This is a genomic window from Idiomarina baltica OS145 (assembly GCF_000152885.1).
Taxonomy (GTDB): Bacteria; Pseudomonadota; Gammaproteobacteria; order Enterobacterales; family Alteromonadaceae; genus Idiomarina; species Idiomarina baltica.
The window spans coordinates 47,115-64,310 of the sequence record NZ_AAMX01000001.1 but is presented as its reverse complement, the minus strand read 5'-3'; the positions used below and the strand labels follow the sequence as shown (position 1 = coordinate 64,310).

The 17,196-nt window shown below is 47.5% G+C and carries 18 protein-coding genes; 6 read left to right on the top strand and 12 right to left on the bottom strand.

The features are described 5' to 3' along the window. Positions 1-60 precede the first annotated feature (60 nt). The 3 genes from OS145_RS00300 (at position 61) to OS145_RS00290 (ending at position 2,644) form a co-directional block, all read left to right on the top strand. Positions 61-516: a ComF family protein gene (locus tag OS145_RS00300; protein ID WP_006953857.1), complete on the top strand. Its 456-nt coding sequence runs from the start codon at positions 61-63 to the stop codon at positions 514-516. A gap of 38 nt (positions 517-554) precedes the next feature. Further along, positions 555-1,133, top strand: coding sequence for a Fe-S biogenesis protein NfuA (gene nfuA, locus OS145_RS00295; RefSeq protein ID WP_006953856.1), 579 nt, complete (start codon positions 555-557; stop codon positions 1,131-1,133). A 116-nt stretch (positions 1,134-1,249) separates the two neighbouring features. Further along, on the top strand, positions 1,250-2,644 hold the full coding sequence (locus OS145_RS00290; RefSeq protein ID WP_006953855.1) for a DUF4397 domain-containing protein: 1,395 nt from the start codon (positions 1,250-1,252) through the stop codon (positions 2,642-2,644). Here the strand turns inward: OS145_RS00290 and OS145_RS00285 are convergent. Next, positions 2,615-3,928, bottom strand: a complete 1,314-nt coding sequence (locus OS145_RS00285; RefSeq protein WP_006953854.1) for an MATE family efflux transporter — start codon at positions 3,926-3,928, stop codon at positions 2,615-2,617. The two genes, OS145_RS00290 and OS145_RS00285, sit on opposite strands and share 30 nt — an antisense overlap. 72 nt (positions 3,929-4,000) lie before the next feature. Here OS145_RS00285 and OS145_RS00280 point away from each other — a divergent pair, with 72 nt between their 5' ends. After that, entirely contained in the window at positions 4,001-5,071 is a 1,071-nt protein-coding gene (locus tag OS145_RS00280) for a polysaccharide deacetylase family protein (RefSeq protein ID WP_006953853.1), read from the top strand. Here OS145_RS00280 and OS145_RS00275 read toward each other — a convergent pair. From OS145_RS00275 to OS145_RS00255, 5 genes are read right to left on the bottom strand one after another with little or no spacing between them, the layout of a single operon-like run. Continuing rightward, positions 5,068-5,688 (bottom strand): SCO family protein, encoded by a 621-nt coding sequence (locus tag OS145_RS00275; protein ID WP_006953852.1) that lies wholly within the window; start codon positions 5,686-5,688, stop codon positions 5,068-5,070. The genes OS145_RS00280 and OS145_RS00275 overlap by 4 nt on opposite strands. 9 nt (positions 5,689-5,697) lie before the next feature. Then, the gene (gene cyoE / locus OS145_RS00270) at positions 5,698-6,594 is read right to left on the bottom strand and encodes a heme o synthase (protein ID WP_006953851.1); all 897 of its coding nucleotides are present in this window, start codon (positions 6,592-6,594) and stop codon (positions 5,698-5,700) included. A 9-nt stretch (positions 6,595-6,603) separates the two neighbouring features. Further along, complete coding sequence (locus OS145_RS00265; RefSeq protein ID WP_006953850.1) at positions 6,604-7,596, bottom strand: COX15/CtaA family protein; 993 nt, start codon at positions 7,594-7,596, stop codon at positions 6,604-6,606. Positions 7,597-7,605: 9 nt separating this feature from the next. Then, positions 7,606-8,148, bottom strand: coding sequence for a redox-active disulfide-containing membrane protein (locus OS145_RS00260; protein ID WP_006953849.1), 543 nt, complete (start codon positions 8,146-8,148; stop codon positions 7,606-7,608). Next, entirely contained in the window at positions 8,145-8,891 is a 747-nt protein-coding gene (locus tag OS145_RS00255) for an SURF1 family protein (RefSeq protein WP_040487462.1), read from the bottom strand. The genes OS145_RS00260 and OS145_RS00255 overlap by 4 nt, the downstream gene beginning before the upstream one ends. On the opposite strand from OS145_RS00255, the gene OS145_RS00250 reads away from it, so the two are divergent. Continuing rightward, positions 8,869-9,084 (top strand): DUF2909 domain-containing protein, encoded by a 216-nt coding sequence (locus OS145_RS00250; RefSeq protein ID WP_006953847.1) that lies wholly within the window; start codon positions 8,869-8,871, stop codon positions 9,082-9,084. The genes OS145_RS00255 and OS145_RS00250 overlap by 23 nt on opposite strands. 3 nt (positions 9,085-9,087) lie before the next feature. On the opposite strand, the gene OS145_RS00245 is transcribed toward OS145_RS00250, so the two are convergent. The 6 genes from OS145_RS00245 to lexA form a co-directional block, all read right to left on the bottom strand. Next, the gene (locus OS145_RS00245) at positions 9,088-9,966 is read right to left on the bottom strand and encodes a cytochrome c oxidase subunit 3 (RefSeq protein WP_006953846.1); all 879 of its coding nucleotides are present in this window, start codon (positions 9,964-9,966) and stop codon (positions 9,088-9,090) included. A gap of 13 nt (positions 9,967-9,979) precedes the next feature. Next, positions 9,980-10,549, bottom strand: coding sequence for a cytochrome c oxidase assembly protein (locus OS145_RS00240; RefSeq protein ID WP_006953845.1), 570 nt, complete (start codon positions 10,547-10,549; stop codon positions 9,980-9,982). 4 nt (positions 10,550-10,553) lie between these two features. Continuing rightward, entirely contained in the window at positions 10,554-12,140 is a 1,587-nt protein-coding gene (ctaD, locus tag OS145_RS00235) for a cytochrome c oxidase subunit I (RefSeq protein WP_006953844.1), read from the bottom strand. A 10-nt stretch (positions 12,141-12,150) separates the two neighbouring features. Beyond that, complete coding sequence (gene coxB / locus OS145_RS00230) at positions 12,151-13,275, bottom strand: cytochrome c oxidase subunit II (RefSeq protein WP_040487493.1); 1,125 nt, start codon at positions 13,273-13,275, stop codon at positions 12,151-12,153. A gap of 289 nt (positions 13,276-13,564) precedes the next feature. Beyond that, the gene (locus tag OS145_RS00225; RefSeq protein WP_006953842.1) at positions 13,565-13,984 is read right to left on the bottom strand and encodes an ImuA family protein; all 420 of its coding nucleotides are present in this window, start codon (positions 13,982-13,984) and stop codon (positions 13,565-13,567) included. Then, complete coding sequence (lexA, locus tag OS145_RS00220; RefSeq protein WP_006953841.1) at positions 13,981-14,598, bottom strand: transcriptional repressor LexA; 618 nt, start codon at positions 14,596-14,598, stop codon at positions 13,981-13,983. The genes OS145_RS00225 and lexA overlap by 4 nt, the downstream gene beginning before the upstream one ends. A 146-nt stretch (positions 14,599-14,744) precedes the next feature. On the opposite strand from lexA, the gene plsB reads away from it, so the two are divergent. Then, positions 14,745-17,195, top strand: a complete 2,451-nt coding sequence (plsB, locus tag OS145_RS00215) for a glycerol-3-phosphate 1-O-acyltransferase PlsB (RefSeq protein WP_006953840.1) — start codon at positions 14,745-14,747, stop codon at positions 17,193-17,195. Position 17,196 lies beyond the last annotated feature (1 nt).

Sequence of the window (17,196 nt, the reverse complement as noted above, 5' to 3'; positions counted from 1 at the left end):
TCAATACGTTGGCTAATCAATCGCTTTAAGGAGAGTGGAAACAGTCACTGGGCTCGACTATTGGCATTACAACTGAGCGCACAGGTTTTGCTTACCTATCGCTATCACAGCATGCCTTTGCCTGACTATTTAGTCGCTATGCCAAGTACTGACAAGGATTGGTTAAAACGAGGCTTTCATCCCGCCGGCTTGATTGCTCACCATTGCGGACGTTTACTTTCGATCCCGGTTGCCAAACGTGGCTTGCTATGGATAAAACGTTTGGACAAGCAAAAGTATCGCAGTCGACAACAGCGCTGGCTGAGTCGAATAGGAGCTATTAAGGCGAATCGCAAATTATCGGGTCAGTCGATTGCGGTAATTGATGATATCTGCACAACAGGCGCAAGTTTTTGCGCTGCGAGTGAGGCACTACATGCCGTTGGTGCGCGTTCAGTTGATGTTTGGAGTCTGGCGTATAACCTAGGAGCGTCCCGCTCGAACACTAGTCTTTTGGCAGTGTCTGCGTTAGAATAAAACCTAGTAAATTACTCAAGTATAGGAACGGTGATATTATGATCCGCATTTCGGAATCTGCACAAAAGCACTTCTGTAAGTTGTTAGCTGATCAGCCCGAAGGCACAAACATTCGCGTATTTGTTGTTAATCCTGGGATGCCGAATGCTGAGTGCGGTGTATCTTACTGCCCACCCGACTCAGTTGAGCCAGATGATGAACGACTTCCTTTTAACGGTTTCGACGCAGTCGTTGATTCAGGAAGCGCGCCGTTTTTAGAAGACGCTGTGATTGATTTTGAGGAACAAGAACTTGGTTCACAATTGACACTGAAGGCGCCTAACGCTAAAGCACGTAAAGTGGCTGACGACGCGCCTCTGATTGACCGTGTGGAATATGTGATTCAAGCGGAAATTAATCCTCAGCTTGCCAATCATGGGGGTCATGTTTTAGTGACTGAAATCACCGAGGACGGTAAAGCGGTCTTACAATTTGGTGGTGGTTGTAACGGCTGTAGCATGATCGACGTGACCGTGAAAAACGGTATTGAGAAAGAACTCATCGAGCGTTTCCCAGATGAGATCACGGGCGTCCGAGATGTGACTGAACATGAACGTGGTGAACACTCGTATTACTAGATCATTCTAGCTATACAAGCTTACAAATTCTTTACAAAATTTGTTAAGCAAATGTGATCCCTCGCATTTGCATAGTTCGTAGTGATATTTGCCCTAATCATTACGAGGAAATTACAATGCGAGGAATCACTAAACTCAGTGTACTACTTTTGCCGACGCTTGTCTTGTCGGGATGTTGGTTAGATGACGATGACAACGACGATGAAGTAGTTGTCGACCCCACACCAGAAAGTAGTTTCGTACGCGTGCATCATACAGCCTCTGATGCGCCGAGCGTCAATGTAATAGCAGAAGATACAACGCTTTTAGAAAACGTACCTTATCAAGCCAGCTCCAGCGTTATCGAAGTCGAAGAAGGTGAGTATTCGATAACGGTTGAGGGCATTTTACCCGACCAATCGACAGCTGCAGTCATTGGACCGGCGGACCTGACTTTTAACGCAGACACACGCTACGAAATATTTGCCGTGGGTAATGTGAGTGATGAAAGTCTCGAACCTTTAGTCATTAGTAATCCAGTGTCGGACGTTGCGAGTGGCAATAGCCGCATTCAAGTAGTCCATGCAGCTTATAACGCCCCCGGAGTTGATGTCTATCTGACAGCGCCTGACGCAGCACTTGCCGACGCATCGCCCGCGGCCACATTGGAGTTTAGTGATGACTCAGGTCAAGTATCGGTTGAAGCCGGTGACTATCGTGTTCGTCTAACCCCAGTAGGTGAAACAACCGTGGTCTATGACTCGGGTACCATTACGCTTCCCGACGGCAGTGACTATATCGTGGCTGCAACAGATAATACAGCAACAGGCGATTCACCTGTGACGCTGCAGATTGCAACGGGTGACGGTACGGTTTTAGTTCCTGACGCAAACGCAGGAGCGGATGTACGTGTTATTCACGCCGCTGCTGACGCACCAAATGTTGATGTAACGCTGAATAACGCAGCCGATCCGCAAATCACTGATCTTGCGTTCCAATCAGCCACTGACTATATCAACGTCGCAGAAGGTGACTATTTGATCGATGTCGCCGCAACAGGTGGCACGCCCCAAGTGTTAGATGATATCGAGTTCTCGTTAGAAGCGACAATGAGTTATAGCATTTATGCCGTCGGTGCCTTAGGGGACGATACCTTAGCGCTACAGGCATTAACTGAGCAACGTCGTAGTATTGCAACGGCCGCGCAGCTTCAAGTGGTGCACGCGTCTCCTTCAGCGGGTAACGTGGATATCTATTTGACCGCAGCTGAAGATATTAGCGATGCTGATCCCGTTGTTGCCGATGTACCTTTTGATGTTGAAGGCTTGGTGTCAACAGGTAGCTTACAAGTCACTCCAGGTGAATACTACGCGACTGTCACTGCAGCAGGCACTAAGACTGCAGCAATTGGTCCTGTATTATTCAACTTAGAAGGTGGTGGTATCTATACAGTTATCGCGGTAGATGCTGACGGTGGTGGCACACCTCCACAAGTTATTTTACTAGACGACCTTGCGACTCCTGCGCAGTAACCAAATCGCCTGGTAAACAGCACGCATAATGAGAAAGCCACTCAGAGCCAGCCACAAACCATGGTTCTCGAGTGGCTTACTTAGCCACCAAATCGGGATAAAACCAGTAATAGCCGCAAGCAACATGGTATCTCGCATGGCTTTTGACCATGCTAGACCGATAAACACACCATCCAGCCAATAGCTCCAATGTGCAAGCAACGGTAGTGCGATCACCCACGGTAAATAGCGCATTGCCGTATCCACCACTGCTGATAAGTCAGTAATCAAGCCAATAATTTGCTGCCCCAACAACCAAAATACGAGTGAATAGCCGGCCGCGAACAGACTTGACCACAACAGTGTGATCCTGCACCAATAGCGTACTTGATTTGGGCGATTTCGTCCTTTGGCTTCACCGGCTAACGCCTCAACAGCATATGCTATGCCATCAAGCCCAAGTGATATTAGCATTAAGAATTGCATTAATACTGCATTGGCAGCCACTATGGTTGTGCCGTAGCGTGCGGCATAGCCCGTCATCATCGCCATACAAAGTTGCAGTGTCAGGCTACGAACAAAAATATTGCCGTTAGCCTGTAAGAACAAGCTTAATTTACTGGCAACAATGCGTGCCTTGCTCAACTGCCAACCTAAGGTGTGACGACACCAATAGAAGCCTACGATAGCTGTTGTCCACTCAGCACAGAGCGATGCTAATGCAGCACCTCTAACATTCATGTTTAAGCCGACGATAAGGATGAGATCAAGTACGACGTTGACGAAGTTAGTAATAATCACTAACCACATCGCTCTTCGACTATCTTGACGACCGAGTAAAACACCCAGGCAGATCAGTGTTGTGAGCGCCGCTGGCGCTGACCATAATCGAATTTGAATATAGTCCGTGGCGTAATTGAGTAACTTTGGGTCTGGTGCGACGAGCCACAATGACACTGAAGTTATAAAGGGACTCAAGCTAATGATCACCACCCCCAGTATTAAGGCGGTGAGAATCCCATGGGTGAACAGTTGATGTTGTTCCGTTTGATCATCGGCGCCAAAGGCTTGGGCAATAGCGCCCGTTGTCGCCATACGAAGAAATACCGCAAGTAGATATATAAAGCTGACGACCATGGCGCCAATCGCAACTGACGAGAGATACACGCTGTTTGGCAAGTGCCCGATAATTGCCGTATCGACTAGCCCTAAAAGCGGTGCAGCGATATTCGATATCATCATGGGTAACGCGATTGCAAATACGCGACGATGATCGGCGCGCGCAAAGCCCAACAACTTTTGCATTAAGCGAATTCCAACTAAATCATGTAGACTGGCATTAATGTAACATTCACCAGCAACTTTCTGGATAGTCTGATGAAATTAATCACAGGTTTATTGGCTCTTATCGCACTCTCTAGTTTTACAGTGGATGCCATGGCATCTAATGATTATTATCCGGGGGTACATATTCTTCAGTATCATCATGTCTCTGATAGCACCCCAGCGGTGACCTCGATTACACCAGAACAGTTCGAGCAACATTTAAAGTACTTGAAAGACAATAACTTTAATGTTGTTGATATCGAGCAAGCCGCAACATGGGTAGACGAGGGGGCAAGTATCCCGGCCAAGACCGTCGTTATTACTTTTGATGATGGTTACGACAATGTGTTTGAAAACGCTCATCCGATACTTACAGAGTATAATTATCCGTACGCTGTTTTCGTTAATCCTGATTTACTTGAAGCGCATCCATCGGCCTATATGAGTTGGCAGGAGTTGAAAACAATTGATGCAGAAGGCGCGACCATAGTGAACCATGGACAGACTCATGCTCACTTAATTCGTCGCAAAGACAATGAATCAGAGGCGCAATGGCAGGCTCGAATGAAACAGGATGTTGTTTCAGCGCAACAAGCGATTGATACTCAGTTAGGTGAACAACCTAAGTACTTTGCCTATCCTTACGGCGAATATTCGCCGGCGCTTGAGAAGCTACTAAAAGACTGGGGCTTTAAAGGGTTTGCTCAGCATTCAGGTGCTTGGAGTCAATGGAGTCCGACCACAGCGATCCCACGTTTTCCAGCATCAGGACGCTACGCTAACTTAGAGACGTTGGCGGTCAAACTGAATAGTTTACCTATGCCTGTAACTCATTATACGCCAGCAGATCCGTTAGTTTCACATTCCGAAACACGCCCGACTGTGACCGTCGAACTTAGTAAGAAAGAGGGAATGAACACCAATGCATTGCGCTGTTTTGCAGGAAGTGATGTGCTTGAGCCGCATTGGGACTCTGAAATGCAATTTAGCGTGACACCTAAGAACGACATCCCTATGGGACGCTCTCGTATCAATTGCACAGCTCCGAGTACCAGTGGTGGTTATCATTGGTTCTCGGTGGCGCTCATTCGTCCCGATAGTCAGGGTAACTGGCCCGACTAGCCCGCTAATATAGCAAAATCGCGTACTAGCTGTTCCATATCGACTGTTGGAATAGCGCCCGGCTCGTGAGTCGCATTAAAGATAGCGAGCCGCCTCCCGTTAGGATTCACCAAAATAATCGCTGCACTGTGATTGACCAAATAATTTGTTTCCCCTTCTTCAGGAACTGAATACATTAACCCTAAATCTCTGACAAATGGGAACAGTTGTGGGTGCTCAGCGCGCACCCCAACGAAATGTCTACCGAAGTAACCCGTGTACTCCGTTAAGCGCGCCAGTGAATCTCGCTGAGGGTCGACGGAGATCATCCAAACTTTGACCGGGACATCAGCATGAGCTTGCAACTGGGGCAGAATTGTTTTTAGAGAAGAAAGCGTGGTCGGGCAAATATCCGGACAATAGGTGTAGCCCGTAAAAAGTAATGTCCACTGACCCTTTAACGCTTCGTTATCAACGGTTCCACCAGTAGCCGTGGACTCAATCTTAAAAGGAGCAAGTGCCCTTGGTGGATCATATACCAAGGCTTCCGGCTTTTCTTGCGGCATTGTGATAAAAGCCAAAGCCCCGGCAGCGGCTGCCAATATTCCACCGATAATTATAAGCCAACGCGATTGCATGGTATGTCCTTACAAATAATGATCAACTAAGAGAATGACGAACATTAACATCAGATGCCAAATGGAGAAGGTGAACATGCTATATGCCGTATTTTTTTCCGGTGCATATTTAAGCTTCCATGCATACCCCAAGAAGATCATGTTTAAAGCGGTTGATCCAATCAGATAAAGCACGCCTGACATACCAACGAGATAAGGCAGAAGACATACCACCGATAGCAAAATAGTGTATAGAAAGATGCAAGTCTTGGTAAATTCGACGCCATGGGTGACCGGTAGCATTGGGACTTTAGCTCGCGCATAGTCCTTTTCTCGATGCACGGCGAGTGCCCAGAAATGGGGCGGTGTCCAGGTAAACACGATCATGACTAAAAGAATCGCAAAACCGTGGATCTCATTGGTCATGGCTGTCCAACCTAACAGCGGTGGCGCTGCACCTGCCAAACCACCAATCACAATATTCTGTGGCGTGGCGCGCTTTAAAAACATGGTGTAGACCACTGCATAGCCCACCATACTGGCAAAGGTTAACCAAGCTGTTAGTGGGTTTACCCACGCGTATAACATGACAAAACCTACGAGCCCCAGGATCGTAGCAAAGGTCAATACACGCGTTGGTGAGAGACTTCCTTGTGGTAGCGGACGACGTAAGGTTCGCGCCATCTTGGCATCAATATGGCGGTCGACTAAGTGATTAATCGCCGCTGCGGCGGCAGACATTAGACCAATACCCGCGAGGGCCGGAATCAGAGTCCAAACGGGCAACGCGTTCTGCGTCGACAAACACATGCCGACCACCGCCGTCAGAAGTAGCATGGCGACGACCCGTGGCTTTGTGAGCTCTAGATATTCGCGCCATTTGATGATGGGGTGTTCGAGCTTTTTATGGCTTGTTATGGTTTGCATAAACACCTCTTACGCTTTGCGTGAAAGATTATAATTGAGTGCAACGAGTGACAGCAGTAGTAGCGCACCCACAGCGTTGTGTGCGACAGCGACCGGTAAAGGAAGGCTGTAAATTACATTGCTAAGGCCAAGGCTGATCTGGACTGTGAGTAATAAGGCTACCCAAGCTAATGAGCGTCTAAAAAAGCCAGACTGAGCTTTGCGCCAACATTTAAATAATAGCCAAGCTAATACCAGTGTAGTAAAGATCGCACCAAAACGATGCATGATGTGCATCGTCATTCGGTCGTCGTAATCATGGGCGCCAAATTGATAACTCGTTGCCTCAGGTACACTGAACGCGCCCGCAAAATCGAGCTGAGAAGTCCAATTACCCTCACAAACGGGTAGCTCGGTACAGGCGACTGCCGCATAGTTTGCGGCAACCCACCCACCAAGCGCTATTTGTCCGATAACGACTAACAACGCAAATAGTGCCAGTCCACGATATTTGCGTAGCTCCGGGTCGCCTCCTCCCAATCGGTAGGGTTCTAAACGCAGTGATAGCAGAAATAACAGCGACAGTACGCTAAAGCCACCGAGCAAGTGTCCCATGACAATGAGTGGCTGCAGGTTCATTGTGACAGTGAGCATGCCAAGCGTTGCCTGGAATATGACTAATAGCAAAATAAACAAAGGTAACTTCTTAGGCGTTGACTTTGAGTCGAACGTAGAACGCCTCTTTAATACTGAGCCGACAGCGATGACTAGAATTAAAAGACCTAACGTGCCAGCAAAGTAGCGATGAATCATTTCATTCCATGCTTTATGGTGTTCAAGCGGCGCATCAGGGAAACGCATTTGTGCTTCAGCAACATGATGCTCTTGAGTAGGAACACTCATAAACCCATAGCAGCCAGGCCAGTCAGGACACCCCAAACCCGCCTCGGTAAGTCGGGTATAAGCACCGAGAACAATTACACAAAATGCTAAAAGCAAACTGATTTTAACGAGTGTACGCATGAGTCAATCCTACCCAATCCGAGAAAGCTTTAACATTTTGCGAAGGTCAGCCAAGATGTTCTTGCCTTCTAAAACCATCGTTTCATGATCGGCATAAGTGGGGTAGTGCAGCATGACGTGGCCTTGTGGATCGATGATAAATACATGATCTGACGGAATGACCTTAACGGCGTTTATGATCTCGGGTGACTGTATGGCTACAATATCCTGCCAATGAGGCAACTCGCGTTGTTTGGACACCGTGTGTGGTGATAGCACGACGGGGGTCACGCGGTCGCTATCTTTTCCCAAAGCCACATCGAGTTGACCCAGCACATATAATGTATTCTTACATTGCTGACTGCACTCGTCCGGCATTCGATAAGCGACGCGCCAACCTTCCGGTAACACTTCGAGTTGCGATAACGTGAGCGGTTGCTCAAGCAACACGCCTTTATTGGTAGCGGGCTGATACCAGTGTGTTTTAAGGGTCAGCCATGCGCCTATGACGGGCAGAGCGAATACTGCAATAACAATGAGCAACGTGCGTTGTGAGCGTGTGAGGGAGCTCATGGTGTCTCCTCTTGTTTTGATTTATTTAATTTGTATAGCACTACAAGGTATACCACTAAGCAGGCAATAGCGAGTGAAAACCATTGTACCGCGTAAGCCTGATGTTTTTCCGGTGCCATGACTTGAGGCTCCCACTGTTGCCGAAAACCTTTCAGTTGTGGCGAAACCAACAATAGCTCATAAGGTTTTAGCGCTATCCCCGTGTGCTCACTAATGGTTTGCGGGATAAACTCTTGGACGCGTTTTGGCCATTTCGTGTGTTGCTCCTCAAATACTTGAGAAATAAATTGATTCGCCTGAGGGATGCGAACTAAACCTTCTATTGTTAATTCCTGTTGCGGTAACTCGACGGTTGGAATTTCTGAGCGGGACCGTGGCGCCGCTATCCAACCTAAGTTAACAGGTAACAGCTCGCTTAATTGAGTGCTTTTGAGTAAAGCAATGACGTGATAACCAGGTTGCCCTTCAACCATTTGATTATCGAGCAAAAAGTAGCGTTTAGTATCGATTTGGCCTGTAACGCTAATTAACTCGAAGCGGTTTAGGGAGTTGCGATCCGATAGTCTGTCTGTCAGTGGGCGAGCCTGCTGATTTTGTGCCTGCGCAAAATCGGTGAACAGCTGTTGTTTCTGTTGAGCGCGATCGAGTTGCCAGAATCCCAACTTGACCAAAATGGCAATAGCAATCACAGTAACTATTGACGCTACTAAGGGGATTTTTATGTTACTTCTTTTCAAACTCATTATTGTCGCGCTTCTTCTTTATATGATTTTTAATTTATTTCGCGCTCTGTTCGTGATGTTGAGCAATGACCCAGAAAAACCGCCGATGTCGCGTTATTTAGGACGTCGGGTGGGTATCGCCGCGATCGTTTTACTGCTCATGGTGATCGCGGCGTATGCAGGCTTTTTACCGTTTCATCCAAGGCCCTATTAAGCCTTAAAGCACATACACAATCACAAATAGGCAAATCCACACCACGTCAACGAAGTGCCAGTACCAACTGGTTGCCTGAAAGGCGAAATGCTTTTGTGGCGTGAAGTGTCCTTTAAGCACGCGTAAAAACATAATGATCAACATCAGTGTGCCTAGCGTGACATGCATGCCATGGAAGCCTGTTAGCAGATAAAAGGTGTTTCCGTACACGCCAGATTGTAAGGTGAGTCCCAACTCCTCGTAAGCATGCACATACTCAGTGCCTTGCAAATAGAGAAATATCATGCCGAGCACTATTGTTAGGCCAAGCATTGCAGTGAGTTGGGTCCGTTTGTTTTTCTCCAGGCCCACGTGGGCAAAATGGCAGGTTATCGAACTGGTGATCAAGATGACGGTATTAATCAATGGTAATCCGTACCAGCCCATCGCTTGTGTTTTGGTTCCACCCGGTGTTTCAACGAGAGGCCATTGAGCAACGAACTGAGGCCATAAAACTTCACCTGTCATGACGTTATTGCTGGCGCCATCTAACCAAGGCACCGCAATCATTCGCGCGTAGAAAAGCGCGCCAAAAAAGGCACCAAAAAACATCACCTCAGAGAAGATGAACCAACTCATACCTTGCTTATAAGAGGTGTCGAGTTGATCGCTATGAAGTCCGCTCATTGTTTCATTGATCTGATCGCGGAACCAACCGAACAGCATCACCGCAATGACACCAAATCCGGCGAAAAGAACGTGCGACCCCCAACCTTGCGTATCGCTGGTTGCTTCAATAACGGTATGGGCGGCGCCCCATGCAATTAATCCTAAGCCAAGCGCTCCCACGATGGGCCAAATGCTTGACGGTGGTACATAATAACTTTGTTGTTGTTCTGCCATAACGACGTATTCCTTATTCTGTTGACTCAAGCAAAGCCAGAGCTTCTGGCGTCGCGTTGGCTGTCATATCATACAGCGTGTATGACAGGGTGAAGGTGGTGATATGGGCTGGAATGTCAGGGTCAATATAAAACTGCATTGGCATTTTGGCATCGTTGCCGGCGGCCAGCGGTTGCTGATTGAAACAAAAACATTCGACTTTATTAAGATAAAGTGATGCCTCTGCTGGCGCGATAGAAGGAATCGCTTGAGCGACCATATCATCAGGCGTTGGGTTCGCGGCAAGAAAGTTTACGACACGTACTTCGCCAGGATGAACGCGCACCTCTTTAATTTCCGGTTCGAACTTCCACGGAATGCCCTGTGCTGTTCGCGTAATAAATTGCACTCTGACGGTACGACTTTTATCGACCTCATGTTGACTGACCGCAGCAGGTTCGTTGTTGGTACGTCCGTTAAACCCGGTGACCTCGCAAAATACGTTATACAACGGTACCAGCGCAAAACCAAAGGCAAACATGCCTGCTACGGTGAGTAGCAGGCGTTTGACGATTTTACTATTGTTAGCACGTTTATCAGACATAAGATCACTCCACTTTGGGTGGTGTCTCAAACGTGTGATAGGGAGCTGGTGACGGAACGGTCCACTCGAGGCCTTCCGCGCCATCCCATGGCTTGGCTGTTGCTTTTTCGCCACCACGCGCACATTTGATCACCAACCATAAAAAGAGGAGTTGTGATAAACCAAAGGCGAAGCCGCCGATACTGGTGATTTGGTTGATATCTGCGAACTGCACCGCGTAGTCGGGGATACGACGAGGCATACCGGCTAATCCCGCGAAATGCATTGGGAAAAACAACACATTAACCGAGATGAGAGAGCACCAGAAGTGCAGCCTTGCCAATGTTGTATCGTACATGTGTCCGGTCCACTTCGGCAGCCAATAATAGCTTGCTGCCATGACAGAGAAGATTGCTCCGGTTACCAACACGTAATGAAAGTGAGCGACGACAAAGTAAGTATCATGATACTGGAAGTCGACAGGGGTCATCGCAAGCATGACACCGGAGAAGCCGCCAATCGTGAACAAAATCACGAATGCGAGTGCGAATAGCATGGGAACCTCAAACGAAATCGCGCCTCGCCACATCGTGGCAACCCAGTTAAAGACTTTAACGCCTGTCGGTACAGCAATTAGCATCGTGCAGTACATGAAAAAGAGCTCGGCGAAAACGGGCATACCTGTAGTAAACATATGATGTGCCCAGACCAGAAACGATAAAATGGCAATCGAGGCGGTTGCATACACCATCGAGGAATAACCAAATAATTTTTTCCTTGAGAAAGTCGGTATGATCGCTGAAATAATGCCGAAAGACGGCAATATCATAATGTAGACCTCGGGGTGACCGAAGAACCAGAAAATATGCTGGAACATGACCGGATCACCGCCGCCGGCGGCATTAAAAAAGCTGGTGCCAAAGTACTTATCGGTGAGGACCATCGTCACAGCGCCTGCAAGTACAGGCATGACGGCAATCAATAAAAAAGCAGTAATTAACCACGTCCAGACAAATAAAGGCATCTTCATGTAAGTCATGCCCGGCGCGCGCATGTTGATTATGGTTACGATAACGTTGATCGCGCCCATAATGGATGAAATACCCATGATGTGTACGGCGAATACGAACAGCGCTGTGGAGTCATTACTGTACGTTGTTGAGAGCGGCGCGTAGAACGTCCAGCCAAAGTCGGGACCGCCGCCTTCCATGAATAATGATGACAAAAGAATCACGAAAGCGAATGGAAGAATCCAAAAGCTCCAGTTATTCATGCGCGGCAATGCCATATCAGGTGCGCCAATCATCATCGGCACCATCCAGTTCGCAAGTCCCGTAAAGGCCGGCATTACGGCGCCAAAAATCATAACGAGTCCGTGCACGGTGGTCATCTGGTTAAAAAACTGAGGCTCCACCAGTTGTAAACCCGGTTGAAAAAGTTCGGCACGAATGACCATCGCCATTGCACCGCCAACAAAAAACATAATTAAACTAAACCACAAATACATCGAACCAATATCTTTGTGGTTTGTGGTAAACAACCAACGAGTAATGCCAGACGGCTTATGATCGTGGTGTGCTTCGTGATTGTGATCGTCCACTACTGTGCTCATCACCGTCTCCTTATTTATTCATTGCTGCGTTAATGTCGGCGGCTTGTACCATCTCGCCCGTATCATTACCCCAGGCATTACGCTCGTAAGTAATAACAGAAGCCAGCTCTTGCATTGTTAATTGCTGGGCAAAAGCTTGCATCGCTGATCCTTGGACACCGTGCAAAACAATATCAATGTGCTTATCGATATTTTCTGGCTTAGACGCAATCGGACTGCCTGCAAGCGCAGGGAAGGTGCCTGAAATGCCTTGACCGTTAGGCTGATGGCATGCAGCACACGTACTGTTATAAATTTTTTCACCCATCGCCATTAACTCGTCCATCGACATTTCCATATCAAGCAACTCTTGCTGGCGCTTTTGCTCGGCAATTTGCTTTGCTTCTGTCTCGTCGATCCATTTAGCGTAGTCTTCAGGGGTCTTTGCAATTACAACGATGGGCATAAAGCCGTGGTCTTTGCCGCACAACTCGGCACACTGACCGCGATAAATACCGGGTTCATCAATTCGAGTCCAGGCTTCGTTAATAAAGCCGGGGTTGGCATCCTTTTTAACGGCAAAATCTGGTACCCACCAACTGTGGATAACATCGTCAGAAGTGACGAGAAAACGAACCTTTTGACCCGTCGGCAAAACAAGTGGGTTATCGACCTCTCTAAGGTAGTTTTCACTCTTATCAAACTTATTATCTATTTGTTGTTGTTGAGTCGCTAAGCGACTAAAAAATTCTACTTCGCGATCAAAATATTTGTAGTGCCATTTCCATTGGGATCCGGTGACCTGAATAGTTACGTCAGCATCTGATGTATCTTCCATTGCTATTAAGGTCGATGTTGCAGGTATCGCCATACCCACCAAAATAAGGAACGGAATCAGCGTCCAAAGAATTTCAACCTTTACATTCTCATGGAACTTCGCGGGCTCACGACCGCGGGATTTGCGGTGTCTAATCATTGAATAGAACATCAGTCCAAAAACGACAACACCGATCACACAGCAGATATAAAATATCGTCATGTGCAAGTCGTAAACGTCCCGACTGACTTCTGTTACACCTTTCGTGAGGTTGAGGCTGCGCTCTTGGGAAAGCGCAGATGCACTATACAACAGGGGTAGTGCCCATAACGGCTTCATTTTCACGTGACTTCTCCTCTCATTCTTCTCTGCTTGAGCAAAATGCTAGCTTGGAAGAACAAAGAGGTAAGCAGAAAAAGGAACAGCTTCTCCCCAGAAATCACTTTCTCTACCAACTCTTTGTTGTAGTTTATAAGTTATACTAATTTATATAGTTGGGTAGTATCATTTATTAACTAAAATCTACACAAAGATCTAGATCAAAAACGTTAAATGGTTAAAAAGTGTCCATAAATGTTAAAAAAAAGGCTGCCGAAGCAGCCAGAAATGTATTAACCCTGTTGGGGGATTAGTGCAGGTGGGGGGTTAATACATCCTCTTCAAACATGAAGCTCTGGGTTTGGCTCACTCGAGATGATAGACGAATACGCTGCGCAGCGCGCTTGTCGAAGCCACTAACCCAAGCGACCACAACGTCACTGGTTCCTGATAATACGGCTTGTTCGAGTGCCCATGCGCGATCGTCCGTCTTGCCTGGGCGTAGCCAACGAATACGTTGGCGAGGAATACCTGCGTTAACAAGTTGTTGTACAAAACTCGCCTGTCCGCCGATAACTGTAATCCAGCGCTGTCCGATGCTGTGTACTGCCGCTTCAAGTGCCGCTGATAAACTAGGCGGAACAACATTAGGCGTAATCACTTCGGGCTGTTGATTGTTGTATGTCCATAGTCCAGGGTGATTGCTGCTGTTTGATTGTAGTCTTTTCATAAAGATGCTCCGTTACGAATGATGCCAACGGCAAGTCCTTCGATAGCAAATACTTGCTGGGCAAGGTCGACAACAATCGTAGAGAACTCTTCGTTCTCGGGATGCAATAGTACTTGACGACCTTTTTGTTCAAACCGTTTAACCGTGACTTCGTCTTCAACGCGGGCGACTACAATCTGCCCATTGCGCGCTTGTTCAGTTTTATGGACAGCGAGCAAATCACCGTCCAAAATTCCAATATTTCTCATGCTCATCCCGTTAACACGAAGCAAAAATTGTGCACTGGGATAAAACATTGATTCATCGAGTTGATAATGGCGTTCGATATGCTCTTGGGCCAATATGGGCTCACCAGCTGCCACTTGACCAATGAGCGGCAAGCCAAGCTCTTCTTCTATATCTTCAGCCACTAAGCGAATGCCGCGAGACATGCCCGGCATGATTTCAATCACGCCCTTTTTGGCTAACGCTTTTAAATGCTCTTCAGCAGCGTTGGCTGAGCGAAAGCCCAACCGACTCGCGATTTCGGCGCGCGTAGGCGGCATACCGGTTGCTTGTAAGTTATCTTTAATTAACTCAAGAATTTCGGCTTGTCTGGGAGTCAGTGGACGCATATCAATTACCTGTTTATCTGTACAGTATACTGTGAGTATATACAGGTATTGGTGAGATGCAAGTCATTTTATTCGACGACTTTTTCGAACGGAATTGTTATGATTATTGTCTTACTGTTTTAAACGCAAGGGTAGCAAGGAATATCATGACCGCGGTGAGTTGGAGTTACGCGCTCTTTAAACATCCTATCCGTTGGATGACACGAGCAATGACCATAATTGATAAACCTGAGGCCGATCAGGCGGATATCACGGCAGCACCTGTAGTGTACGTGATGCGCTCAAATGCCAAGTCTGACTTCGCTATTTTGCAGCGTTCCGCGCGTGAAAATCAGCTACCCGATCCGCAACAGCCCCTTTACATCAACGGAAAGTCGTTTGATCGAGTGCTACTGTTACCGGAGCGCGATGACGCCGCTTCAGCACGAGCACTTTCGCAATTTCAAGCGCTACTAGAAGCGCATCAAGCCGATCCTGAACTGGATGTACAATTACTCCCAGTGGGGATATTTTGGGGTCGCAAGCCCGGACAAGAGGCTCACGCGGGAAATGCCATGACCGGTGACTTAGATAACCCGGGGCATTTGCGTAAGTTCTGGTTGATCATGTTGTCCGGGCGTCAAGTTCTATGCCGCATGTCGCGTCCTGTAAGCTTAGGCCAGATGAGTCGTCAAAGTGGCGCCGATTATCGTATAGCGCATAAACTAGCGCGTGTGGCTCGGGTCCACTTTGTACGCATGCGTTATGCGGTTGCGGGTCCTAAATTGAGCGATCGCAATGAGCTTTTGAACCAGCTTCTAAAAACACCGGCGCTTAAAAAGGCGATAAAAGATGAGCAGCGCTCTAATAAAGTGGATGAGGCGCAAGCCTTAAAAAAGGCTAAAGGCTATTTAAACGAAATTGCCGCCAACTACAGCGAAACCTTGGTACGTGTATTAGATCGCTTTATGACATGGATGTGGAGTCGAATCTATAACGGTATCGATGTGCGAGGCGCCGATGAAGTGCGTAAGCTTGCCCAGCAAGGGCATGAAATCATTTATGTACCTTGCCACCGAAGTCATATGGATTACTTGCTGTTAAGTTACGTTATCTATAAGCAAGGTCTTGTACCTCCGCATATCGCCGCAGGGGTTAATTTAAACTTTTTCCCTGTGGGTTCGATTTTCCGCCGTGGCGGCGCATTCTTTATTCGTCGTTCGTTTCGCGGCAACAAGCTCTATTCATCTGTATTTCGTGAGTATCTATGCTGGTTGTTCCAGAAAGGCTACCCGGTCGAATACTTTACCGAGGGTGGACGCTCACGTACGGGGCGTTTATTGCCGCCTAAGACGGGTATGTTTGCCATGACCGTGCAAGGTATGTTGAGAGGTCAGCAAAGACCGATTTCGATTGTACCCGTGTACTTAGGTTATGAGCACGTAATGGAGGTAGCAACTTACCTCAAAGAGCTCAAAGGTAAAAATAAAGAGAAAGAATCGTTGTTCCAAGTTTTGAAGTCCGTCACTAAGCTGAAAAACTTTGGTCAGGGATTTGTTACTTTCGGCTCGCCCATCGATTTAAAAGCCTATATGGATGACCATGTTGATGACTGGCAGCGTTCTGTCACACGAGGCGCAGAAGAGCCCGAAAGACCCAGTTGGTTAACACCGACGGTCAATGGCTTAGCCGAGCAAGTCATGCGCGGTATCAATGATTGTGCGGCTGCCAATAGCGTTAATCTCACGGCATTGGCGCTATTAAGTTCGGAGCATAATGCGCTAACGCGAGAAGAACTGATTGCCCAAATCAATGTTTACCTGAATTTACTACGCGAGGTGCCATATACGCATCACGTCAACGTACCTGAGCAGTCAGCAGAAGAGCTGTTGTCGTTGGCGCTACGCACCGATAAGTTTGACGTAGAAGATGACTCAATGGGGCAGGTCATCTCCTTGCACGCAGCGAATGCTATTGCAATGACGTATTACCGAAATAATGTACTTCACTTAATGATATTACCCGGTGTGATTGCATCTTTGATTCATGCCAAGCAAAAAGTGAACGTCACAACTATTATCGAGCGTTGTAGCGCGGTATACCCCATGTTGCAGGCTGAGTTATTTTTGTCACACAGCGACAAGGATTTAGATACTTGGGTGCGTGCTATCGTAGAAGAATTAGAACGCCAACAGCTTATTAGCCTTGATGGTGAGATGGTGCGCGCAGCAAACCGCGAAACGGCGGCGTGGTTACAACTTAAATTATTGGCGGGCAGCGCAAGCGAGACGTTACAGCGTTATGCAATCGTTTTAGAGTTGTTGCAGCAAGCGCAGCCGATTAAGCGTGCCGAACTTGAGCGTCAGTCGATAACGCTCGCTGAACGACTCAGCTCGATTCATGGCATTGATGCGCCAGAGTTCTATGATAAGAAAGTCATGACAAGTTTTATCGCAAGCCTTAAGGCCCAATCTCTCTTGCAAGTCAACGATGATGGCGATCAAGTGGCTGCGCCTGAAATAGGTCCATTAAGTGACGACATAGATGAGTTGCTCGATCCGACAATCTTGCAGACGATTCGTCAATCGGTGCAACAGTTGATGGTCAGCGCAGACTAAA

Coding starts and splice junctions, on each gene's coding strand:
- nfuA (WP_006953856.1), top strand. CDS start 555: ATGATCCGCATTTCGGAATCTGCACAAAAGCACTTCTGTAAGTTGTTA.
- OS145_RS00290 (WP_006953855.1), top strand. CDS start 1,250: ATGCGAGGAATCACTAAACTCAGTGTACTACTTTTGCCGACGCTTGTC.
- OS145_RS00285 (WP_006953854.1), bottom strand. CDS start 3,928: ATGCAAAAGTTGTTGGGCTTTGCGCGCGCCGATCATCGTCGCGTATTT.
- OS145_RS00280 (WP_006953853.1), top strand. CDS start 4,001: ATGAAATTAATCACAGGTTTATTGGCTCTTATCGCACTCTCTAGTTTT.
- OS145_RS00275 (WP_006953852.1), bottom strand. CDS start 5,688: ATGCAATCGCGTTGGCTTATAATTATCGGTGGAATATTGGCAGCCGCT.
- cyoE (WP_006953851.1), bottom strand. CDS start 6,594: ATGCAAACCATAACAAGCCATAAAAAGCTCGAACACCCCATCATCAAA.
- OS145_RS00265 (WP_006953850.1), bottom strand. CDS start 7,596: ATGCGTACACTCGTTAAAATCAGTTTGCTTTTAGCATTTTGTGTAATT.
- OS145_RS00260 (WP_006953849.1), bottom strand. CDS start 8,148: ATGAGCTCCCTCACACGCTCACAACGCACGTTGCTCATTGTTATTGCA.
- OS145_RS00250 (WP_006953847.1), top strand. CDS start 8,869: ATGTTACTTCTTTTCAAACTCATTATTGTCGCGCTTCTTCTTTATATG.
- OS145_RS00255 (WP_040487462.1), bottom strand. CDS start 8,891: ATGAGTTTGAAAAGAAGTAACATAAAAATCCCCTTAGTAGCGTCAATA.
- OS145_RS00245 (WP_006953846.1), bottom strand. CDS start 9,966: ATGGCAGAACAACAACAAAGTTATTATGTACCACCGTCAAGCATTTGG.
- OS145_RS00240 (WP_006953845.1), bottom strand. CDS start 10,549: ATGTCTGATAAACGTGCTAACAATAGTAAAATCGTCAAACGCCTGCTA.
- ctaD (WP_006953844.1), bottom strand. CDS start 12,140: ATGAGCACAGTAGTGGACGATCACAATCACGAAGCACACCACGATCAT.
- coxB (WP_040487493.1), bottom strand. CDS start 13,275: ATGAAGCCGTTATGGGCACTACCCCTGTTGTATAGTGCATCTGCGCTT.
- OS145_RS00225 (WP_006953842.1), bottom strand. CDS start 13,984: ATGAAAAGACTACAATCAAACAGCAGCAATCACCCTGGACTATGGACA.
- lexA (WP_006953841.1), bottom strand. CDS start 14,598: ATGCGTCCACTGACTCCCAGACAAGCCGAAATTCTTGAGTTAATTAAA.
- plsB (WP_006953840.1), top strand. CDS start 14,745: ATGACCGCGGTGAGTTGGAGTTACGCGCTCTTTAAACATCCTATCCGT.